This window comes from Bradyrhizobium sp. STM 3562, assembly GCF_045571435.1.
GTDB lineage: Bacteria > Pseudomonadota > Alphaproteobacteria > Rhizobiales > Xanthobacteraceae > Bradyrhizobium.
Window position 1 is genome coordinate 6,312,762 of record NZ_CP120694.1, and the last position, 22,322, is coordinate 6,335,083.

Genomic DNA, 22,322 nt, shown 5'->3' on the forward strand with positions numbered 1-22,322 from the left:
ACGCCGGAGATCGACTGAGAAGCCACGGCCTACTGGATACCCCGCTTCCGCGGGGTATGACAACAGAGGGTAAGGCGCGCTTCCACTCAATGAAAATCCCGCGAGGCCGGCAGGATGCGGACGTTGCGGGGATGGCGGAGTTTTTGCGCGGGCGCCTCCGGGTGGTCGCGAGGATCGTCGTTGAGGGGCTCGATTAGTGCGGGGCCGGCCGGCACCGGCGGCTTGCGGGTGAGCGCATCATTGGCGAGACCAATCAGATCGGCGGAGCGGTCGATCAGGCGCTCGGCGACGAGATGTACGACCTTTTCCGGGCTGCTTTGGATTCGTCCCTCGACCAGCACCAGGCGCGCGCCCATCACCTCTTTGCGGAAACGCTCCATCACCTTGGGCCAGACCACGATATTGGCGATGCCGGTTTCATCCTCCAGCGTCATGAAGACGACGCCCTTGGCGCTGCCCGGACGCTGCCGCACCAACACGACGCCGGCGCAGCGGACATATTGCCTGTCATTGGCGTGCGACACCGCCGTGCAGGGAATGACGCCTTCGCGCGAAAACATCGCACGCAGGAACTGCATCGGATGGCCCTTCAGCGACAACCGGATGGTCTGGTAGTCGGCGACCACATGCTCCGGCAGCGGCATCAGCGGCAAGGCTTCCGTCCTCTCATCCGGCTGCTCGCGCGCGGCGGCGCTTTCGAACAGCGGCAGCGGCACGTCGTCGGGCAGCCGCCGCACCGCCCACAGCGCCGCGCGGCGATCGAGCCCGAGCGAGCGGAACGCATCGGCATCCGCAAGCAGGATCAGCGCGCGCTTGGGCAGGCCGGTATCGCGGGCGAAATCTTCCAGCGAGGTGAAGGGCCGGCGCGCGCGGGCCTTGACGATGCGGTCGGCCCAGTCCTCTTCCATTTTCGACTCGTCAAGTTGCGGCATTGATGGTGCCGCACCTCTCCCATAGGGAGAGGTCGCGCCGAAGGCGCGGGTGAGGGGCGCGGCCTCTCGAGGGACCTGAGCCCCCTCACCCGATTTGCACTGGACGATGCTTCGCATCGCCAGTGGCAAATCGACCTCTCCCCGTTGGGGAGAGGTGAACCGAGATCGCGGCGAAACCGTTTCAATTAAAGCGCATTCGGCGGGTACATTCCGAAATGAAGCGCGAATCTCCTTCAACCTTCGCTCATCCGGATCGATCCAGTGAAAGCCGTCGATCTGGCGGAAGCCGAGCCGCACGGCGCAATAATCACCGCTCCCCTCCTCCAGCGTGTTCTGCGCGAAACTGTAGGAGACGTCGACCTCGCGCACCTCGACGCCGTTCTTGCGGGCATCGCCGACGATCTGCGCCGGCGCATAGAATCCCATCGGCTGCGAATTCAGAAGCCCGCAGCAGAACGCGTCGGGATGAAAGCGTTTCAGCCAGGAGGAGACATAGACGAGCTGCGCGAAACTTGCGGCGTGACTTTCCGGAAAACCATAGGAGCCAAAGCCCTTGATCTGGTCAAAGCAGCTCTTGGCGAATTCCTCCGAATAGCCACGCGCGACCATGTTGCCGATCAGTTTCGACTCGTATTTGCCGATGGTGCCGAGATTGCGAAACGTCGCCATCGAGCGGCGCAGGCCGTTGGCCTCTTCGGCCGAGAATTTCGCGGCCTCGATCGCGATCCGCATCGCCTGTTCCTGGAACAGCGGCACGCCCAGCGTCTTGTGCAGCACCCGGTACAACTCATCCGCCGGCCCCCGACCCGGCGCAGGCGAAGGATAGCTCACCTTCTCCTGCCTGTTCCGGCGGCGCAAATAGGGATGCACCATGTCGCCCTGGATCGGTCCGGGCCGCACGATCGCGACTTCGATGACGAGATCGTAAAATTCACGCGGTCTCAAGCGCGGCAGCATGTTCATTTGCGCCCGGCTCTCGACCTGGAACACGCCAAGCGACTCGCCCTTGCACAGCATGTCGTAAACCCTACCGTCCTCGCGCGGAATGGTGGCGAGCTCGTAATGCTCGCCCTTGTGCTGCTCGATCAGGTGAAAGCATTTGCGGATGCAGGTCAGCATGCCCAAAGCCAAGACGTCGACCTTCATCATATGCAGCGCGTCGACATCGTCCTTGTCCCATTCGATGAAGGTGCGGCCCTCCATCGCGGCATTGCCGATCGGCACATAAGTGTCGAGCCGATCCTGGGTCAGCACATAGCCGCCGACATGCTGCGAGAGATGACGCGGAAAATCGATCAGCTCGGCCGCGAGCTTCACCGCGCGCTCGATCATCGGATTATCAGGCTGAAGCCCCGCCTGCCGCACCTGCCCTTCAGATAAGCCATCGCTCCAGCTTCCCCAGACCGTATCGGCGAGCAGCGAGGTGACGTCCTCGGTCAGCCCCAGCGCCTTGCCGACGTCGCGAATGGCGCTGCGCGGGCGGTAGTGAATGACGGTCGCGATCACGGCCGCGCGGTGACGGCCGTAGCGGCGGTAGACATATTGCATCACCTCCTCGCGCCGCGAATGCTCGAAATCGACATCGATATCGGGCGGCTCCAGCCGTTCCTTGGAAATGAAGCGTTCGAACAAGAGATCGATTTTCGTCGGATCGACCGAGGTGACGCCGAGCACATAGCAGACGGCGGAATTGGCCGCCGATCCCCTGCCCTGGCACAGAATGCCCTGGCTTCGCGCATAATGCACGATGTCATGCACGGTGAGGAAATAATGCGCGTAATTGAGCTCGGCGATGAGATCGAGCTCCTTGCGCAAGGTTGCGCGCAAGGCGTCACTGATGCCGCCGGGAAAATGTGTGGCCGCACCGGCCCAGGTCAGATCCTCCAGATGCTGTTGCGCGGTCTTGCCCGGCGGCACCGGCTCGTCGGGATATTGGTATTTGAGCTGATCGAGCGAAAATTCGATGCGCCTGACAAAGCGGATGGTTTCCGCAATCGCCTGCGGGTAATCGCGAAACAGCCGCGCCATTTCTTCCGCGGGCTTGAGATGTCGTTCCGCATTGGCCTCTAATCGCCGGCCGATCGCCTCGATCGTGGTCTTCTCGCGCACGCAAGTCAGCACGTCCTGCAGCGGCCGACGCGCGGGGTGATGGTACAGCACCTCATTGATGGCGAGCAGCGGCACCTGTGCCGTTTGCGCAAGGCGCGAAAGCCGCGCCAGGCGGCGGCGATCGTCGCCGCGGTAAAGCAGACTGGCCGCCAGCCACACGCCCTCGGCTCGCGTCTCCTTCAACCGGTTCAGAAGCTTTAGAGCGGCAGTCGCCTCGAACCGATGCGGCAGCGTCAGCACCAGAAGCTGGCCTTCGGCAAAGTCGAGGAGATCATCCATTCTCAGATGGCACTCGCCTTTCTCGACGTCCTCGCCGCGCTTGCCGCGGGTGAGCAATTGGCAGAGCCGACCGTAAGCGGCGCGGTCGCGCGGATAAACGAGAATATCGGGGCTACCGTCCATGAAGACGATGCGCGCGCCGACAAGGAGTTTTGGCTTATGCTTGAGCTCGGGATTTTCCAATTCGCTATAGGCGCGCACGATGCCGGCGAGCGTATTGTGGTCGGCAATGCCGATGGCGAAAAGGCCATATTCGCCGGCCATATGCACATATTCCTGCGGATGCGAGGCGCCGCGCAGGAAGGAGAAATTGGTGGTGGCGCCGATCTCCGCGTAAGGCTGCGTTTTCATGCGAACAATCCGTGCATGTACCAGGCGGGCTGCACGGGCCGCCCGGTTTTCGGATCAAGCTCGCGATCATAGAGGCCGTCGCGGTAGACCCAGAACCGCAAGCCCGCCTCGTCCTCGACGCGGAAATAATCCCGCGTCAGCCCCGCCCCTTCCGAGCGCCACCATTCCATGGCGATACGCTCGGGCCCTTCGGCGCGCACCACCGCGTGCGCGGCGCGGCGCCAGACAAAGCGCGCCGGCGGGCCGTCCGGCACCTGCGCGATCACCTGGATCTCCTCCGGCCGCTCGAACAGCCGCAAAGGCCTCAAGGGAGGTTCTGCCTCGGTGCGCGGCTGCCAGGCCGCTTGCGCAGCGGCAGCCAGATGCTGTTGCGCCGGCACCGGCAGCACCGCGCGTTCGGGAATGTGGGTGTCCTGCGGCAGATGGACGACGACGCGCCGCGAGCCGATCCGCGCCGCGATGCGATCGATCAGCGCTGCCAGCTCGTCATTGTCATGCACATGGGCGTCGAGATCATGCTGCTGCTGCACCACGATCTCGGTCCGGCTTGCCGAAAGGCGGATCAGGTCGAAGCCAAAGCCCGGATCGAGCGGATCGCTCAAGGCATCGAGCCGCTCGCGAAACAGGCGGTCGATCACCTCTGCGCGCGTCACCGCCTGCCCGGTATCGACCACGATGCCGCGCATGATGCCATCGGTGCGGAAGAAACCGGCTTCCAGCCGCCGCGCGCCCTTGCCCTGCTGCGCCATCGAGGCCACGAGCATTTGCGCCAGCCTGGACAGTGTCAGGGAAATCGCCGTATCGGTCGCAATCGGCTCGGCAAAGCGCTTTTCGACGATGTAATCCGGCGGCGGCTTGCGCGGGCTGATCGGGTGATCGCCCTGCCCCAGCGCCTGTTCGAGCCGCGTCGTGAACGCCGCGCCGAACCTTGCCGTGATTTCATAACGCGCACGCGAAGCCACATCGCCGATGGTCTTCAAGCCCGCGCGGCGCAGACCCGTCGTGATCGCCTCCTCTGCGCCGAGCGCGGAGACCGGCAGAGGCGCGACCGCGCGTGCCTCCTCACTGTCAGGCACGATGGTGCCATGGACATGCCGGGTCAGGGTGCGCGCGCAAATGGAGGTCGAGGCGATCGCCGCGCTCACCGCAAAGCCCTGTGCGGTCAGGAGATCGCAGAGCAGCTTGAGCAGCGCGGCCTCGCCGCCGAACAAATGCGCGCAGCCAGTGATATCCAGAAACAGGCCGTGCGGCGGATCCAGCGCCACCAGCGGCGTGAAACGATCGCACCAATCGGCGATGTCGTTGAGTATCCTGGCATCGGCCGCCAGATCGGCATCGAACACGCGCAAATGCGGACAGATGGCGCGGGCATTCGCCAGCGGTTGGCCGATGTCCAGGCCGAAACGCGCCGCCGCATCATCGAGCGAATGAATTTTTATCGCATTATTCTCTTTGGCAACGACGACACTGGGTTCGTCGCCGCCCTGTTGTTTAACCGGACCTTCGCTTGAGAGCGCCTTGAACGCGAGCTCGCGTTTGATGCGGTCGATGGGCAGGCGCGGCAGCCACAGGCTGAGTATCCGCCGAGGGTTCGCTGAAAAGGCACTCATCACATTTCCATTCCATGATCCATCGCCCGAGCGGGCCATGACGGTTGCGGACAAGTTCCACGTCGAACAACGGTGCGCCCCATCCCTGCCAGGGAGATGCGGGCGGCGAGCGGCTCGCGCGCACGATCCATCGTGTTTCCGCCGTGGAGGGGATGGGCGCAGCCGCCATTCGCAGCAGAAGGCCAGTGACGCCGGCGCCTTGCGCCGCCAGCGTCAGCTTGCGGCTGGCCACGAGATCGAGCTGCCGCGTCTCGCCCCAGACCTCCAGCACCACAGCCCCCACCGCATCGCAGGCGAGCGCATCGGCGGCGGTGCGTAAGGCGTTCTCGACATCGGGCGCGCGCACCGTCACCAGACGACGCGGATCGAGGCCGAGTTCGGCCAGCCCGCTCATCGACAGCGCGCCGGTTTCGCGTTCGGAAAAATCCTGCCGCACCCAGACCAGCGGCCGGCGCGGTGCGACGCGCGCAGCGAGGCCGGCGACAAATCCCGTCGCCGCCGCGCTTTGCCGGCCGCCTTCGCAAAACACCTCATGCATCGCGCCCTTGACGAGCCCGCCCTGCAGCACCGCATCCACCTCGGCATGACCGAGCATGGTTCGCTGCAACGCATGGACGCCGCCATGCGTCTCGATGCGTTCGATACAGCCGCGCAAAGTCGCAAGCGCGCTCGTGCGTGCGCTTGTCATGGCGTCGCTTCCTTCAAGAGAGGGTTGGCCGTCACTGGCTCTCTTGAAAAGAGAAACCAGGAGCTGGCCTATTTGTTCATGCTATGTTCTAATATAAAGCTAACAACGCCCGCGGAGTCAATCGGGATTGATCCAAGTTTTTCGCCAGGTATCCCAATAGGATCTGGGGAACATTGCACCCCGGCCCGCATTGGCCTCTGCGGCGACCACAACCAAGCGGAGATCGCCATGACCCCCACCTCGGGCACCTCCAGCGCCAGCCTTTCCGCCCTGCGTGAGGAGGCGGCCGGCTGCCGCGCCTGCGATTTGTGGAAACACGCCACCCAAACCGTGTTCGGCGAGGGACCCGCGCATGCGCAAGTCGTGCTGGTCGGCGAACAGCCCGGCGACAAGGAAGATCTTGCCGGCCAGCCCTTCGTCGGACCGGCCGGTGCAATGCTCGACCGCGCGTTGGAAGAAGCCGGCGTCGATCGCAAGAAGACCTACGTCACCAACGCCGTCAAACATTTCAAATTCGTCCCCCGTGGCAAGATCCGCCTGCATCAGAAGCCGAATACGCCGGAAATCAAGGCGTGCCGGCAATGGTATGAACGCGAACTGGACCTGCTCAAGCCTGATCTCGTGGTGGCGATGGGCGCCACCGCTGCGCAATGCGTGTTCGGCAAGATCACTCCGATCAATAAAAATCGCGGCCGCGTGATCGATCTTCCGGAAGGCCCCAAGGCGCTGGTGACGGTTCATCCGTCCTATCTGCTCAGGCTGCCCGATGAGGACGCCCGGCGGCGCGAATATGCGCGCTTTGTCGACGACCTGAAAATCGCGGCCGCATTGATGCGAAAATCGGCGCGCGCGGCGTAGACTCTCGCTCACCGCCCAAGGTCTGCACGTCATTCCCAGGCGCTCGCAAGCAGCGAGCGAACCCGAAAATCCCGCGCTGCCAGGCTTCTCCTCGTCATTCCGGGGCGATGCGAAGCATCGAACCCGGAATCTCGCCCCGCAAACTCCAGGTCCTCGCGCCACAACCTCTGGATTCCGGGTTCGCTCCTTCGGAGCGCCCCGGAATGACGGAGCACGTGTCGCCCCGGAACGACGAAGTCTTCAGGGCACGCCAGCGGCTCCGGCATGGCCCCTTTCAACCGCGTGTCACATGCATCGCGCAAAATCCTGACCCGTCGGGGACAGGAGGCTTAAACATGAGCGATGTTGCGTTACCCGGTTCGATACAGCCCGCACTGAAAAAGGGCCCGGACCTTGACCGCGGTTTTCATCCGCTGACCGGTGTCATTTATCTCGGCGTCGTCGCCGCTGGCCTGCTGTTCGTGGCCTACAGCATTTATGTCGATATTGATGCGACCGGCACGCGGGTCACGACCTACCTGCCGTATATCCTGTTGTTTGTCGCGCTTCTGATCGCGCTCGGTTTTGAATTCGTCAACGGCTTCCATGACACGGCCAATGCCGTGGCGACCGTCATCTATACGCGCTCTCTGCCTGCCCATATCGCCGTCGTCTGGTCGGGCCTGTTCAACCTGTTCGGCGTCCTGCTCTCGAGCGGCGCGGTGGCGTTCGGTATCGTGTCGCTGCTGCCGGTCGAACTGATCCTGCAGGTCGGCTCGAGCGCCGGATTTGCGATGGTGTTCGCGCTGTTGATCGCCGCCATCATCTGGAACGTCGGCACCTGGTATCTCGGCCTGCCCGCTTCGAGCTCGCACACCCTGATCGGCTCCATCATCGGCGTCGGCATTGCCAACGCGCTGATGCGCGGCCGCGACGGCACCTCCGGCGTGGACTGGTCGCAGGCCACCAATATCGGCAAGGCGCTCCTGCTGTCGCCGCTGTTCGGCTTCGTCCTCGCTGCGATCCTGCTGTTTGCGCTCAAGACGGTGCTGCAGCGCGCTGCCGATGCGCTGTTCGCCGAGCCAGTCGGCAACCAGCCGCCACCCTGGTGGATCCGCGGCATCCTGATCCTGACCTGCACGCTGGTCAGCTTCTTCCACGGCTCAAACGACGGGCAGAAGGGCATGGGCCTGATCATGCTGATCCTGATCGGTACCGTGCCGACGGCCTATGCACTGAACCGCGCGATGCCCGAGAGCCAGGTTCAGAAGTTCATCGCCAATTCGGAGGCTGCGAGCAAGGTGATCGAAGCCAAGGCCTTCGGCTACAACGTGCTCGGCAATCCCCGGCCTGCGGTGACCAACTATGTTGCGCAACGCGAGCTCAATGAAGGCACCTTCCCGTCATTGGCCGTGTTGGTGCGCGACATTGCAAAGCAGGTCACCGAATACGGGTCCCTGGCAAAATTCCCGGCGGAAGCGGTCGGCAACACCCGTAACGACATGTATCTCGTCTCCGAAGCGCTGCGCTTCCTGATGAAAGACAAGGAGGCCGAACTGTCGGCCGCCGACGTCGCGACGCTGACCGCCTACAAGGCTTCGCTAGACGCGGCCACCAAGTTCATTCCGGGCTGGGTGAAGATCGCGGTCGCGATCGCGCTCGGCCTTGGAACCATGGTCGGCTGGAAGCGCATCGTGGTGACCGTCGGCGAAAAGATCGGCAAGACCCACCTCACCTATGCGCAAGGTGCCTGCGCCGAAATCACCGCGGCGGCGACGATCGCAGCCGCCGACGGCTATGGCCTGCCGGTCTCGACCACCCATGTGCTCTCCTCCGGCATCGCCGGCACCATGGCGGCGAACGGCTCGGGGCTGCAATGGTCGACCATCCGCAATATCGCCATGGCCTGGGTGCTGACGCTGCCCATCGCGATGATGTTGTCCGGCTTCCTCTACTTCATCTTCGCCAACGTGTTCTGAGACGCACGATCGCGTCTTTGAAAAAAGCCCGCGCCTCACCGCGCGGGCTTTCCCCGTTTCGCACCGGAACCCGGATGCGTCTACGAAGGGCCATTGTCGTGGCATATGTTACGTTATAACATAACCGCATCCATGCGGTGCTGCCGCCCGTGCACGGAGGCGCGATTTCAATGTTTTCGGCTCCGAACCAACCTGACGAAGACAGGCTTGCCTCTGGTTTCGCGGAGGCGCGCACCCATGTCCAAGGCGCCCTACGGCACGCAGAGCGCGAAGGCATTTCGAGCGAGACATTGGCGTTCGCTCTCATGAGCGAGGCCCTCCCCCGCATCGTGCACACGCATGGACCGGCCTGGACGGCCGAAATGCTCGCCAAGCTCGCCCATCGCATCGGTGCCGGCCTAGTCTAACGACACCCAGCTAGCGCCGGACTCAGGGCCGGCATATCGTGCGGTCGATCGACGTCGCTCGCAACGAGACCATTGTTCGCGAAGAGCGATCAAGAAACTTCGAAAACAAAAGCGCGAGGAAATGCTGATGACAGGCGCAAGGCTGAAACATTACGGCTGGGGGCGCGAAGGCGAAGGCATGAGCGCGGAAGAACGCAATTTTGTGCTCGGCCGCTACCGCCAGAAATTCGCGCGTGACACCTTCGACAGCATCGCCATTCCGCGCCTCGAAGATCTCTCCTTGCGAGCGCCGCGGATCACGCCGCCGGCTTCCCTGGCCGCCTTCTGCAGCAGCGAACGCTACGACCGCGCCGCGCACACTTACGGCAAATCCTATCCCGATTACCTCAGGGCCATGCTCGGCGATTATGGTTGCGCGCCTGATGTCGTCGCCTATCCCCGCAGCGAGGCGGAGATCTCCGCCGTCATGGATTGGGCGGGCTCCGTCGGCGCCTCCCTGACGCCGTTCGGCGGCGGCTCCAGCGTCTGCGGCGGCGTCGAGCCGCGCGTCGATGGCGTCAAATACAAAGCCGCTGTTACCCTCGATCTGCGCAACCTCGATAAGGTCGTCGAAGTGGACGCGACCTCGCGTGCGGCCTTGATCGAGGCCGGCAGCTTCGGTCCTGCGCTGGAAAGCCAGCTCAAGCCGCATGGCTTCACCTTGCGGCATTTTCCGCAGAGTTTTGAGTATTCGACGTTGGGCGGCTGGATCGCGACGCGATCGGGCGGCCACTTTGCGACGCTCTACACCCACATCGACGAATTCGTCGAAAGCTTGCGCGTGGTCACACCGCGGGGCGTCGTCGAGACGCGCCGGCTGCCGGGCTCGGGCGCCGGCCCCAGTCCCGATCGAATGTTCATCGGCTCGGAAGGAATTTTGGGCGTGATTTCGCGCGCCTGGATGCGCCTGCAGCCGCGCCCGAAATTCCGTGCCGGCGCCTCGGTTCGTTTTCGCTCGTTCTTCGCCGCGGCGCGTGCCGTGCGCGCTATTGCCCAGGCAGGCCTCTATCCCTCGAACTGCCGCATCCTCGACCCGCAAGAAGCCTTCAACACCGGCGCGGCCGACGGCAGCGTCGCGATCATGGTGCTGGCATTCGAGTCCGGCGATCATCCGCTGGATGCCTGGATGGCGCGCGCATTGGAATGCTGCGCCGACCATGGGGGAACGCCGGAGCCGGCAAACGCCGGCGATGCGCATCTGGAAGGCGCGGCCGGCATCTGGCGCAACGCTTTCATCCGCATGCCCTATGCGCGCGAGTTCTTAAATCCCGCCGGCATCATCAACGATACGTTCGAGACTGCGATCACGTGGGATCGCTTTGAGAGTTTTCATGATGCGGTGAAAACGGCGACGGAACGCGCCATCCTCGATGCGACCGGCGTCAAGGGCGAGGTCACCTGCCGTTTCACTCACGCCTATCCGGATGGCCCGGCGCCCTATTTCTCGTTCCATGCGCTGGGGCGCCATGGCGCGCTGCTCGAGCAATGGCAGGCGATCAAGAGTGCGGCGAGCGACGCGTTGATCGCGGCGGGCGGCACGATCACCCACCATCACGCCGTCGGCCGTGATCACAGGCCATGGTACGACCGCCAGCGCCCGGAACTGTTCGCGACCGCGCTGCGCGCCGCCAAGCGCGAACTCGATCCGCACGGCCTCCTCAATCCGGGCGTGCTCATCGACCCCTGATGAGGCCGCAAGGATCGGAGCCGTTGGATCGGAATGAGCGGGCCGACCTCAGCATGAAGGAGCGGCCCGCCGCCTAGCGGTTGGCCTTACCAGCCCCAGCCCCAGCGGCGCCAGCCCCAACCCCACCTGGGACCCCAGAACGGGCCAACGGCTGGGGCGACACCCACAGTGTAGGCCGGGTAAACAGCGGCGTAGCTGTCATAGGGATACGCATAGCCGTAGTCGTAGGGACCATAATATCCGCCGTAATAAGGTGCCGTGGCCGCGGCAGCGAGGGTCCCTCCGATGACCGCGCCGGCCAGGGCCGCTCCGCCCCAACCCCAACCGCCGCCACGACGCCAGCCCCAACCACCACCGCGCCAGCCAGCACCGCGCCAGCCGCCCCAGCCTCCACGCCAGCCACCGAAACGGGCTTGAACAATGTTCCCTTGGTCGGCGGTCTTCGCTACTGCGGAAACCGAAGTGAGGGGAGCAGATTGCGCCGGGACGCAGGGCAGAAGGGATAACGAACCGATCACAGCAACCGCTGTGGCAATCTTTGAGGTACTCATGGCAAAACCTTACCTGCTGAGTTGATCGTCGCTTCAACATGCGCAGGCGCGTTTTGTTGCTCACCCTGAAAAAATTTGAAGCCAGCCAGCGTCCGTCCGTCAGCCGACGACGGCCGTGGAACGGCTCCTATTTGCTCTGCAGCGGCGCCAACCTATCTTGTTTCGACCCGTCTCATCGTCAGTGTTTGGGTGATGCGTTCCATGACGCAGTGGTACCTGGTGTGGGTCGAGGGACCGCGCGGACCTGAGCCGCAGAAGTGGTCTTCGAACGGGCTTTGGGGCCAGCTTGGCCGGCAGGACGTCATCGTCCGGTTTCCGCTCACCGAGCGTGAAGCGGAACTGTCGCTGGATGAATTGGCGAAACTGCACCCGCCCCCGATCGGCTGATGCCGCGGACGCCAGCCGCTCACATCCGTTTCGGCCTGTTCCCGACCTCCGCGAAAGCCTGATCGATCCGGTTGCATCGATCGCCCGTGAGGCCGGGACGGCAACACTCATTCCGCTGGGGGCGGCGGTGTCGGCACGCGAGGATATTTGTGCCCCGGCGGCGACGCCAGCCGATAGGCCCTCAATTTTGGTTCTTTCCAGGACGCCAACACCGCACCGCAGACGGCGCATTGCGCGCGTCCGGGATTTCCCTTGGCGGATGTGGACTCCGCGACTTCATAAGACGCCAGGCAGGACGGACAGGTCGTATCGGATATTTTCATGGAAGGACCATGATTGGATTTCCCCGCGACGCCATTGAACTGAATCAATGCGACGCCAAAAGGGCCGATCTGCCTTTCGTCTCTCCCTTTCGCCGCGACAGCACATTTTTAAACTGCAGGATGGGGCGAGCGAAGGCGAAACCCATCACGACATGATGGAAGCATGATGGGTTTCTCTTCGCCCAACGCGTCCTGCAGATTTACCCGTGCGCCCGGCGCGGCAACGCATTTTCGGCGACATCAGCCGGCGCGGGGATCTGCATCAGGATGGTCTGGCTCGCGGGCACGATCTCGATTCCACACTCCTGGAATCGCCGCTTCATGCGGCGGTTGAATTCGCGTTGCACCGGCCAGCGCCCGCTATCCGTGCAGCGAATCTGCCCGACGATCGAGGCCATCGCGCCGTCGACCTTGTCGACGCCCCACAATTCGAGATCGCCGAGCATCACGTGCCGGTACTCGGGTTCGCGGCGCATTTCGGCGACGATCTCCTTCAGAATCTGACCGGCGCGGTCGGTATCTTCGTTGTAGGCGACATTGACGCTGACCGCGGCGTTGCCAACGCCGCGGCTGGCGTTGGTCAGAGTCGTCACCGCGCTGAAGGGGACGATGTGCACCGCGCCGTCGCCGGCGCGCAGACGGATGGTGCGGATCGAAACGTTCTCCACGATCCCGGACAGGCCGGACACGGTGACATTGTCGCCGACCTGCACCGTATTCTCCAGCAGCAGGAACAATCCCGTGATGAGATCCTGCACCAGCTTCTGCGAGCCGAAGCCGATGGCGATGCCGACGATGCCGGCGCCGGCCAGGAGCGGAGCGACGTTGACGCCGATTTCGCTCAGCGCGGTGAGACCGACCACGGTCACGATCAGGCAAAGCAGCGCGGTTCGCAGCATCGGCTGGAACGTGCGCAGCCGCGCCGCGCGCGCATAGTGTCCCTCGCGCGACAGCATGTTGACCTGCCGATCCATCAGGGCGTTGGCTACTTCCCAGATCACCGCCGCCGCGAGCGCGGCGATGCCGATCGTTACGACCGCCTCCAAGAGCCGGCTGCCGATCTGGCCGCCATAGAACCACACGATGGCATCCACGCCCCAGACCTCGAGCACGGCAACGAAGCCGATGAAGCCGATGATGGTCGAGACGATCTTGCGTAGCAGCGGCAGATAGCGATTGGCCCGCGTCTCGAGGCCGGGAAAGCGCTGCAGGATCTCCGGGCGGATCCGGAAACCGCGATCGATCAGGCTGAGCACCACCATCGTGACCACTCGCGTGATCAACGCCACGGCGATGGTGCCGACAAAATACTGCAGCAGCAGCGAATAGCCGTTGCGGATGTTCAGCGCCCACACCGCCCACAGCGCGAGGTCCAAGACGATCGCAAGATAATGCCAGAGGCCGGCGAGGCGATTGCGTGCGCGTGCCGCCAACCCTTGCCTTCCGGCCGGCGCGCGAATGGCGTCGGCGACCTGCCTGCGGCACTGCAGGATGATCACGACGACAAAGAGATGCACGACCAGCATCACCATGCGCAGCAAGGCCCCATAGCCGGCGCGATGCAGCCCAAGCAGAAGCGCGACATTGGCAAAAGCGATGCCTGACACGGCGACGGTGACGATGCGGCGCGCCCAGATCTCGATATAGGCCGCGGTTTCGGCGCGAACACGAAACAGCCCGAAAGGCCCCGCCAGCGCCCGCACCACACAGATCAGCGCGCGCGACAGCGCATAGGCATTCACCACCGCAAGGATCACCAGCCGCGACGTCGTGAGCACGCCGATCTCGGTCCCCAGCATCGCCGAGGCGATGCCGACAAAGACGAGCACCGGGAGCAACTCCAATACGAGTCGTCCCACCACGAAAGGCAACCTGATCAGCGATTGCCAGACGCGTGCGAGGCTAAGGCGGCGGTGCTGCAGGTCGATCTCGGGAGCAAGGTCGATCGCGGAGGACGGCATATCAGTAGCGGTCGATGCCGGCAGCGTGACGCGCACCGTCTGCGGAACATGCGCCTCCAGGAATGCAAGCGGCCGCTTCAGGATACGAAAGATCAGCCATTCTGCGACGAAAGCGCAGCCGAACACCAGTGCCAGTTTCCAGGCGATATCGATCAGGAGATCGTAGGAATAGGGATCATTGGCCGTGCGCACGATCCAGTAATAGAACGCCGGAAAATGCGTCAGCGTCCGCGCCATGTCGGCGACCTCATGCGAGATGTCGCCGATCTGCTCAGAGACCGTCAAAAGGAGTTGCGCGCCGAGGCTGTCCGCGGTGAGCGGGATCGGCGACTTCTGCTCGGCCTCGGGCGCAGCGGCGGTCGGCGCGGCCTGTTGCTGCGGCGAGGCATTGGCGATCGCGCGCAGCGTGTCGATCATCTGCGCGCGCTTCTTGTCGTCCTGAAGCGTGTCGAGCGCCCGCTTCGCCTGGTCCGGCGTCAGCGCATCGGCTTTGTCCGGGGCTGGCGCGGTTGGAGCCGCCGGGGACGCCGGCGTCGCGCGAGGCTGAGCAAAGGCCGGGACGGCAAACAGCACGCAAGCGAGCAGGATCGCGGGAAGATGTTTGAACGACACGAAGACCCCTTTTGAATATGCCCGCGGCGGCAAAATCCGAAAACCGGAATCACCTTGGCGCCTGCGTCATGTCGGATTAGCCCTTTTCGCCGCGATCCTGTGTCGGAAATTTGCCACTGGAACGGCTTTCTCTTGGCATTTGCTGCACGTGCTTTGTCATGTCAGCCATGCGAGCCACCGAACGCGGTCATCACTTCGTTCAACATCTGCTCCTCCTCGCCGGCATAGCGGGGCGAGAAGTGAAACGGCTCGATGCGGCGCACTTTGGCTTGCCGCGCGATCTCCCCGGCCGCCGTGGTGGTCAGGTGCGCGCGCTGGCGCGCCAGCGCGACATCTCCTTGCGCAAACGCCGCCTCGATAAAGAGAATATCCGCATTCTCGACCAGGGCGATGATGGCGGCGCGGTTTGCCGGCGTGTCAGCGACATCGGTGACATAACCGATCTTCTGCCCCGGCGTGACCGTCAGCACGTCGCGCAAGGCGCCCAGCGGCTCGAGGCGCGCATCCGAACCTGCCGGTCCGTCAATGCCGATCAAATGGTCATCCGGACGATCTTCCGCGACCGCCCGCTTGAGCGACTTCAGCCAGGCGCCGACCGGCAGGCCCCGCTCCTGCAACCGGTTCTTCCAGATGTTGATATGCGCGGCCTCCTGCAGCGCAAAGCCAAGACATGCGGTATGATGCTCGAGCACGGCTGCTGACACGCGAAATGTCGGCTCGCTGTGCAGCGCGTCGTGGCAAGCCGCGCATGCGGCGACGGGCTCGGCGGCAAAGCCCGTCTTCAGCCGGAATTGCGTAGCCGAGATCGCGTGCGGCGGTGTGAACTCGCTCACAATGAAGACGAGATCGGTCTCGTAGGTGTCGACGAGGTCCCATCGATAGCCCTGGAGCTTGTGATAGACGCGCTCGGTAAAGCCGGACGGCCCGTAAAGCCGCACGGTCTTCTCGCGGCCGACCGATAGCCGCAGCAGGTGATCGAAGCCGACGAAGTGATCGATATGCGCGTGCGAGACGAAGATCTGGTCGACGCGCTGGATCTTGCGCGGGGCCAGCGTGGCAATGTCGCCGATGTCGAACAACACGCTGCGCTTCTCGAACAGCGTATCGACATAAACGGTCGGATCGCCGTAGCGGCCATTGACCAGGCTGGGATGGAAAAGCGGTCGCATGACGGAACGTCGCCCAAGCCAGTTTCGCGGCCGATGCATATCGGCGATCAACTCGCTTTCGCATTAGGATCGATTTGCCTGGCGTGCAATCGGATGATCGTCCTCCCCCCGCATTCGATCTGCAGGCTCACGGAAATCTTGTTGCCAGGGCAACTATTTTGTGCGAGCCTCCGATCACGGCAGAGAGCGAGCCAATCGCCGCGCCGGATCCGGGAGGAACTCATGTTCGGTAAACGAGCCGCGGCGACCTGCCGCGCTTCGCCGGCCGCAGCCAAGGCCGGCAGAATGACGCGGGAGTTCGCGACCGACGTCGCCGCCTCACGTTCCGTTGCCGGTGACCGCACCAAGATTGTCGTGCAGCCGCCGCAACAGGCCGATCAGCATTTCCTGCTCGTCTTTGTCGAGACAGGACAGCAACCGGCGTTCGCGCTCGAGCGCGGCGACAATCACTTTGTCGTGCGTCGCGCGCCCCCTCGCCGTCAGCGAAATCGAGTGCGTCCGCCCGTCCCTCGGATCGGGCCGGATGGCGATCAGGCCGCGCTTCTGCATCACCGAGAGCGTGCGGCTCACCGGCCCCTTGTCGAAGCCGATGACCTGACAGATGCGCGATGCCGGAATGCCGGGCTCGATCGCGAGCAGCGACATGATCCGCCATTCCGTGACGTTGACGCCGAAATTGCGCTGGTAGAACGTGGTCGCGCTGTTCGAGAGCTTGTTGGCGATGAACGTGATGAACGCCGGAACATAGCGTTGAAGATCGAGCGTCGGACCGTCAGGCGTCTTGCGGGGCTTGGTCGATGGCGGGCTGCTGGTCATTTCCGGGTCGAGGCTCGCGGCGAATGTCCCGGACATAAGGACATGGGGCGGAACTTCACAAGATCAAAATTCGGGAGGACGGAATGAGTGCGTTCAGCTCCCCTGCGTCGACCGGTGCCGCCGCTGGGCGAGCGGCCATGCCGCATCTCGATATCGATCCGTTCGCGATCGATTTCTTCGACGATCCCTATCCCGCGCACGAGAAGCTCCGCGAGAGCGCCGCCGTGGTCTATCTCGACAAGTGGCGGGTCCATGGCGTGGCACGCTATGCCGAGGTTCACGGCGTGCTCAACGATCCCCTCACCTTCTGCTCCAGCCGCGGCGTCGGCCTCAGCGACTTCAAGACGGAGAAGCCATGGCGGCCGCCGAGCCTCATTCTCGAGGCCGACCCGCCCGCGCACACGCGTACGCGCGCGGTGTTGAGCAAAGTCTTGTCGCCGGCCGCGATGAAACGGATTCGCGATCACTTCGCAGCCGTTGCCGACGCCAAGATCGACGAACTCCTGCAGCGCAAGAGTTTTGATGCCATCGCCGATCTGGCGGAGGCCTATCCTCTTTCGGTGTTTCCGGACGCGATGGGCCTTAAGCCGGAGGGACGCGAGAACTTGCTGCCCTATGCCGGCGTCGTCTTCAACGCCTTCGGCCCTCCAAACGAGCTGCGCCAGACCGCGATCGAGCGCTCGGCACCGCATCAGGCCTATGTCGCCGAGCAATGCCAGCGCCACAATCTCGCCCCGGGTGGATTCGGCGCGGCCGTCCATGCGTTCGTCGATGGCGGCGAGATCAATGGGAGCGAAGCGCCGCTCCTGGTGCGCTCGCTGCTCTCGGCCGGCCTGGATACCACCGTGAACGGGATCGGCGCCGCCATCTATTGCCTGGCGCGTTTTCCGGATGAGCTCGCTCGGCTCCGCCGCGATCCATCGCTCGCGCGCAACGCGTTCGAGGAGGCGGTCCGCTTCGAAAGCCCGGTGCAGACGTTCTTCCGAACCACGACCCGCGAGGTCGAGGTCTCAGGCTTTCGGATCGGAGAGGGCGAAAAGATCCTGATGTTTCTGGGCGCGGCCAACCGCGATCCGCGGCGCTGGGCCGATCCTGACCGTTACGACATCACCCGCAAGACGTCCGGCCATGTCGGCTTCGGCGCCGGCATCCACATGTGCGTCGGACAATTGGTCGCGCGGCTGGAGGGCGAGGTCTTGCTTTCAGCGCTCGCCCGCAAGGTCGCGGCGATCGAGATCACCGGGTGCGTGAAACGCCGCTACAACAATACGCTGCGCGGGCTCGAAAGCCTGCCCGTCACGTTAACGCCTGCCTGAACCATGCCGCGCATCACCTTCATTCATCCCGATGGCCGCGACGAGACGGTCGAGGCGGACACCGGCGCGACCGTCATGGTCACCGCCCTCACCCACGGGCTCGACGGCATCCTCGCCGAATGCGGCGGCAACGCCATGTGCGCCACCTGCCACGTCTATGTCGACCCGGCCTGGCTCGATAAGCTGCCACCGCGCAGCAACGAGGAGGATGCATTGCTGGATGGCACCGCGGCCGAGTGTCAGCCCAACAGCCGCCTCTCCTGCCAGATCAAGATCACGCCCGAACTCGAGGGCCTCGTGCTGCGCCTGCCCGACCGGCAGACGTGAATCTTCAGCTTTCCCGCAACAGCTCGCCTGACGACTGATTTACGAAATGCAGCCGGGCACACGCGGGACAAACAATCGCTTTATAAACTGCGGTGCTGTCGTCCGGCCGCTGGCCTTCGCAGTCCACCCACTGAACGTTCAACGCTTTAACGGGACATCGAAATAGGATGAGCGGCATCCGTTCCTCCAAGGTCGAGAGAGCGGTCGCGCGCGCGGCCGCTCCTTTGTCCGTGACCAACGAAACCGGAAAGCCTCAGGCGGCGCGCTTCATACGCTCCAGGTTTTGTGTCATGTGTGTCGCCGCATCATCCGTCAGCTTGAGCGATATGTCGGCGATCCGGCGACTGCTCTCCAGCACGCTCCCGAGCGTATCACGCATGAGATCGCTTTGAACGGCCGCAACGTCCTGGGGACTGCGGCAGCGCCACAGTTCGTTCATGCGTTCCATGCCCGTCTCGAGTTGGCGGCGAACGAACTCAAAGTACTCCTGCGACAATCCGCTCATGCACTTGCTTGCTGCCGTGGCAGAGTACAGGAAAGTTTCGGCATTCCGGGCCGAGCGCTCGGTCGCCTGTTGCGCTTCGTTGCCCGACAAACCAAGGGTGCGGCCGACCTGTTCGGTCGAACGGCCCATGATCGCCGTCGTTGTGTCCAGACCGAAGCGCCAGCTATTCCGTAACAGTTCCGCATTCTGCTGGAGCAGATTGGCGCCGGCCTTCGCCACCTCCTCGGTCGCTTCAGCAGCAGCGTGCACCATCCGCCTCGGCTGCTCGGCAATTTGCTCGCTCGTTGCACGAACTGCACCCTCTGGATCGTGGGTCGACTTCTCCTCCTGGCGTGCCATTCGATTTCCTCCGCTGTGTTCTTGGTGAGTCCCGGATCCTGCGCATCCGTCGTCACGGGTTCAATCCGAAGCAAACGAGCGTGGTCACTTTGCGACGTTCTTACGTTTCTGATTTCGTCGATCACTTGCGCTCACGGCGCCTCGCGACCTCCGCTGCAGGTTATGCGTGAGCCCGTCTCGCAAGCTCAGCGACGATAACGCTGGAACCCATTCGTGGTTGTGCTGCCGATGAATAAAATCGGCAGCATCTCGGGAGCGATCAAAAGTCGCGGACGGACTTATACCGATGTGATCGTCCTTCGGTAGGGTCCTCGCGGTTCGCGGAAGGTCAGACAGGTTGCCTTGGACATCAGGAGCTTTGACCCTGCTGGTTCTTATTCCGGAATGCCGCCTCTCCGGCGTCCGACACCTCGACCCACTTCTTGTCGGGCGGTGCGTCCGCGACGTAAGCGTCGTGCCAGTTCCACCATTTGTAGGTCGGGGTCTGAGGATACCCCTCGGGCGAGTCTTCCCAGACCTCCTGCCGGCCCAGCGGCGTGATGTCGAGGTAGTTCCAGGTACTCCCCATCTGTTCGTCGCCGCGGTTGTTGATGAAGTAGGTGCGGAACACGCGGTCGCCGTCGCGGTAGAACACGTTCGTGCCGTGCCACTCGTCCACGCCGAAGTCGGCGTCGAAGCTGTCCGTGATGGTGAACCACGGCATCTGCCAGCCCATCCGCGCCTTCAGCCGCGCGATGTCGGCCTGCGGCGCACGGGAGACGAAGACGAGGGTCGTATCGCGGGCGTTCAGATGGGCGAGGTGTGCGACCTGATCGGCGACCATGGAGCAGCCCCGGCAGGCGTGGTCGGGCCAGCCATAGACCCCGGGCTCGAAGAAAGCCCGGTAGACGATCAACTGACGCCGGCCGTCGAACAGGTCGAGCAGGCTGACCTTTCCCGCGGGACCCTCGAACGCATATGCTTTCTCCACGGCCATCCACGGCATCCGCCGCCGTTCGGCAGCCAAGGCGTCGCGGGCCCGCGTCAGGGCCTTTTCCTTCACGAGCAACTGCTGGCGGGCCGCCTCCCAGGCCTGCGGCGACACGACGGGTGGTGTTTGCATGGCAGGCTGTGCGCCCTTCCGTCCGTTCTCGGCTGATGTCGTCATGGCTCTTCAAACCTCCTGATTTGGGCGAATGCCCGCGCCGCCAGGGCTGCAGGCGCGACACCATTCGCCGCTCATCGCGCGTTGTTGGTGGCGAGATGGTTTTGGCACCGGAAATCGAACGGCGGGAGTAACAAGTGTGGCGCTATTCCGATCCAATGCTCGACTGCGGCCGCGGCCCGTGCGCTCCATCTGCCAAAAGTCCGCGACCGCCAGCCTCGCGGCCTTAGACGTGCAAGCAAATTGGGGCGGACTTCGTTGACTCCGTCGAGCGCGGACGCGAGATGTCGTATACCATCGCCCCAGGTCACCACCTTAGGAGCAGGATATGAACCCGCCGCCAAGCATCGATGCCGGCGCTGCCCATTCCGAGAACGGCGTTGTGCAGTGGTTGACAAACCACACCCGCGATGAACGCTTCATCGACAATATTTTCGCCGAGCTGTGTATCCGCCTTCAGCGGGCCGGCATTCCCGTCAAGCGGGCGTCGCTTCATTTCCTGATCCACCATCCGCAATGGCTTGGCGCCCGGATCATGTGGGCCGACGGAATGCGCGAGGCCGAGATTGCGAGAGTCGATTACGATGTCAGGGGACGATCCGAATACATCGGCAGTCCCGCAAACGAAATCTATGAAGATGCCAGCGAGGTGCGCGAAAATCTCGAACGCGATCCGTCGACGGGCCGTAAGCATGCCGTCTATGATGAGATGCGGGCCAAAGGCTTGACGGACTATGTGGCCTGGCCGCTGTATCATACCCTTGGCAAGCGCCACATGGTGACCTTTGCAACCGACCAGCCAGGTGGTTTCGAGGAGACGCACATCGCCTGCCTGTCGAGACTGTTGCCGACTCTGGCGCTGGTCAGCGAAATCCGCGTCAAGAACCGGCTGGCGCGAACGCTGCTCGAAACCTATGTCGGGTCCCATGCCGGCGAACTCATTCTGGCCGGCGCCACCAGGCGCGGAAGCGGGACAACGGTGCGCGCCGCCATCATGATCTGCGATCTGCGCGATTTCACCAGTATCTCCGATAACTGGCCGCGCGATGATGTCATCGATCTTCTGAACGACTATTTTGACGCGATGTCGGAGCCGATTGCGCGACATGGCGGGGAAATCCTGAAATTCATCGGCGACGGCCTGCTCGCCATTTTTCCCCTCAGCCAGCCTTCGGCCTGCGCAAATCTGTTGCACGCCGTGACTGAGGCGCGTCAGTCCATGATTGCCCTGAACGAAAAGAACGGCGAAACCGGTCGTGTGCCGCTGAACTACGGTATCGGCATCCACGTCGGAGACGTCATGTACGGCAATATCGGCTCGCGCAGCCGGCTCGACTTCACCGTGATCGGTCCCGCGGTGAATATGGCTTCGCGTCTCGAAGCCCTGACCAAACAACTGGGTCGCAAGGTGCTGCTGTCCCGCGCGTTCGCCGACTTCGTGCAAAGCGAGTTCGATCTCGAGCGCGTCGGCGAATATCCGGTGCGGGGCTTCAGTGACCCAATCGAGCTGTTTGCGTATGACGGCTGAGGCCGTGGCCACGTTGCCGATGGCTCATGGCGCCTGCTCGGCACCTGGGCTTCGAAGACCGGCTGCAGGTCGTGCGGCGAGCTGGCGATTGCGCGGAGCACTTCAGACATCGCCGCCTGCTGCGCAACCAATTCGGCAACCTGCTGTCGCAGCTCCAGCCGAGATGGAAGGCGCGAGCGCGGCGTACGCCTGCCGGCCATGCTTCTCGTCCGAGCTGCTCGTCTCATTGCCCTCGCTGGCTCCCGTTGGTTCGGTCTTGGACCTCTGGTCCGCTGTTGGTGATCTTACATGCCGGATGACAATTCGCGCCAGTGATCGAAAGCGAGCGCTATCTCTCCCCGGCGTGCAATTGGGCGAGGCTCGCTGGGGCTGCTCTCAATTGCCGTGTAGTTGTTTCAAAATTGATCTTCGCCGCAGATTCGCAAA

General features: G+C 63.5%; 16 protein-coding genes. 7 read left to right on the forward strand and 9 right to left on the reverse strand.

Annotated features, from left to right (window positions below):
* Positions 1-86: 86 nt before the first annotated feature.
* Genes P6U23_RS29160 through P6U23_RS29170 form a run of 3 tightly spaced genes read right to left on the reverse strand, consistent with a single transcriptional unit; the run spans position 87 to position 5,969 of the window.
* Positions 87-3,671 carry an error-prone DNA polymerase gene (locus tag P6U23_RS29160; RefSeq protein WP_407175843.1) on the reverse strand — a complete coding sequence of 1,195 codons (3,585 nt, stop codon included), beginning with the start codon at positions 3,669-3,671 and terminating at the stop codon, positions 87-89.
* The gene (locus P6U23_RS29165; protein ID WP_407175844.1) at positions 3,668-5,281 is read right to left on the reverse strand and encodes a Y-family DNA polymerase; all 1,614 of its coding nucleotides are present in this window, start codon (positions 5,279-5,281) and stop codon (positions 3,668-3,670) included. The genes P6U23_RS29160 and P6U23_RS29165 overlap by 4 nt, the downstream gene beginning before the upstream one ends.
* A complete protein-coding gene (locus P6U23_RS29170; RefSeq protein WP_407175845.1) occupies positions 5,163-5,969 on the reverse strand; it encodes an ImuA family protein in 807 nt (268 codons plus the stop codon). The genes P6U23_RS29165 and P6U23_RS29170 overlap by 119 nt, the downstream gene beginning before the upstream one ends.
* Positions 5,970-6,197: 228 nt before the next feature.
* On the opposite strand from P6U23_RS29170, the gene P6U23_RS29175 reads away from it, so the two are divergent.
* The 3 genes from P6U23_RS29175 (at position 6,198) to P6U23_RS29185 (ending at position 10,918) form a co-directional block, all read left to right on the forward strand.
* Entirely contained in the window at positions 6,198-6,827 is a 630-nt protein-coding gene (locus P6U23_RS29175) for a UdgX family uracil-DNA binding protein (RefSeq protein WP_407175846.1), read from the forward strand.
* A 335-nt stretch (positions 6,828-7,162) separates the two neighbouring features.
* Complete coding sequence (locus P6U23_RS29180; RefSeq protein ID WP_407175847.1) at positions 7,163-8,785, forward strand: inorganic phosphate transporter; 1,623 nt, start codon at positions 7,163-7,165, stop codon at positions 8,783-8,785.
* 534 nt (positions 8,786-9,319) lie between these two features.
* Positions 9,320-10,918 (forward strand): FAD-binding oxidoreductase, encoded by a 1,599-nt coding sequence (locus P6U23_RS29185; protein ID WP_407175848.1) that lies wholly within the window; start codon positions 9,320-9,322, stop codon positions 10,916-10,918.
* An 86-nt stretch (positions 10,919-11,004) separates the two neighbouring features.
* On the opposite strand, the gene P6U23_RS29190 is transcribed toward P6U23_RS29185, so the two are convergent.
* A complete protein-coding gene (locus tag P6U23_RS29190) occupies positions 11,005-11,469 on the reverse strand; it encodes a hypothetical protein (RefSeq protein ID WP_407175849.1) in 465 nt (154 codons plus the stop codon).
* 201 nt (positions 11,470-11,670) lie between these two features.
* Here P6U23_RS29190 and P6U23_RS29195 point away from each other — a divergent pair, with 201 nt between their 5' ends.
* The gene (locus P6U23_RS29195; RefSeq protein ID WP_407175850.1) at positions 11,671-11,856 is read left to right on the forward strand and encodes a hypothetical protein; all 186 of its coding nucleotides are present in this window, start codon (positions 11,671-11,673) and stop codon (positions 11,854-11,856) included.
* A 523-nt stretch (positions 11,857-12,379) separates the two neighbouring features.
* On the opposite strand, the gene P6U23_RS29200 is transcribed toward P6U23_RS29195, so the two are convergent.
* The 3 genes from P6U23_RS29200 to P6U23_RS29210 form a co-directional block, all read right to left on the reverse strand.
* A complete protein-coding gene (locus P6U23_RS29200; protein ID WP_407175851.1) occupies positions 12,380-14,752 on the reverse strand; it encodes a mechanosensitive ion channel domain-containing protein in 2,373 nt (790 codons plus the stop codon).
* A gap of 161 nt (positions 14,753-14,913) precedes the next feature.
* On the reverse strand, positions 14,914-15,921 hold the full coding sequence (locus P6U23_RS29205) for an MBL fold metallo-hydrolase (RefSeq protein WP_407175852.1): 1,008 nt from the start codon (positions 15,919-15,921) through the stop codon (positions 14,914-14,916).
* Between the two features lie 318 nt (positions 15,922-16,239).
* Positions 16,240-16,737, reverse strand: a complete 498-nt coding sequence (locus P6U23_RS29210) for a MarR family winged helix-turn-helix transcriptional regulator (protein ID WP_407175853.1) — start codon at positions 16,735-16,737, stop codon at positions 16,240-16,242.
* An 83-nt stretch (positions 16,738-16,820) separates the two neighbouring features.
* On the opposite strand from P6U23_RS29210, the gene P6U23_RS29215 reads away from it, so the two are divergent.
* Together P6U23_RS29215 and P6U23_RS29220 are read left to right on the forward strand one after the other, a co-directional pair.
* Complete coding sequence (locus tag P6U23_RS29215) at positions 16,821-18,053, forward strand: cytochrome P450 (protein WP_407175854.1); 1,233 nt, start codon at positions 16,821-16,823, stop codon at positions 18,051-18,053.
* A 3-nt stretch (positions 18,054-18,056) separates the two neighbouring features.
* Positions 18,057-18,380, forward strand: a complete 324-nt coding sequence (locus P6U23_RS29220) for a 2Fe-2S iron-sulfur cluster-binding protein (RefSeq protein WP_407175855.1) — start codon at positions 18,057-18,059, stop codon at positions 18,378-18,380.
* 253 nt (positions 18,381-18,633) lie between these two features.
* On the opposite strand, the gene P6U23_RS29225 is transcribed toward P6U23_RS29220, so the two are convergent.
* Both P6U23_RS29225 and P6U23_RS29230 read right to left on the reverse strand, forming a co-directional pair.
* Positions 18,634-19,224: a phasin family protein gene (locus tag P6U23_RS29225; RefSeq protein ID WP_407175856.1), complete on the reverse strand. Its 591-nt coding sequence runs from the start codon at positions 19,222-19,224 to the stop codon at positions 18,634-18,636.
* A gap of 349 nt (positions 19,225-19,573) precedes the next feature.
* Entirely contained in the window at positions 19,574-20,371 is a 798-nt protein-coding gene (locus tag P6U23_RS29230) for a DUF899 domain-containing protein (RefSeq protein WP_407175857.1), read from the reverse strand.
* Between the two features lie 325 nt (positions 20,372-20,696).
* Here P6U23_RS29230 and P6U23_RS29235 point away from each other — a divergent pair, with 325 nt between their 5' ends.
* Positions 20,697-21,896 (forward strand): adenylate/guanylate cyclase domain-containing protein, encoded by a 1,200-nt coding sequence (locus tag P6U23_RS29235; protein WP_407175858.1) that lies wholly within the window; start codon positions 20,697-20,699, stop codon positions 21,894-21,896.
* The last annotated feature ends 426 nt before the right edge of the window (positions 21,897-22,322 follow it).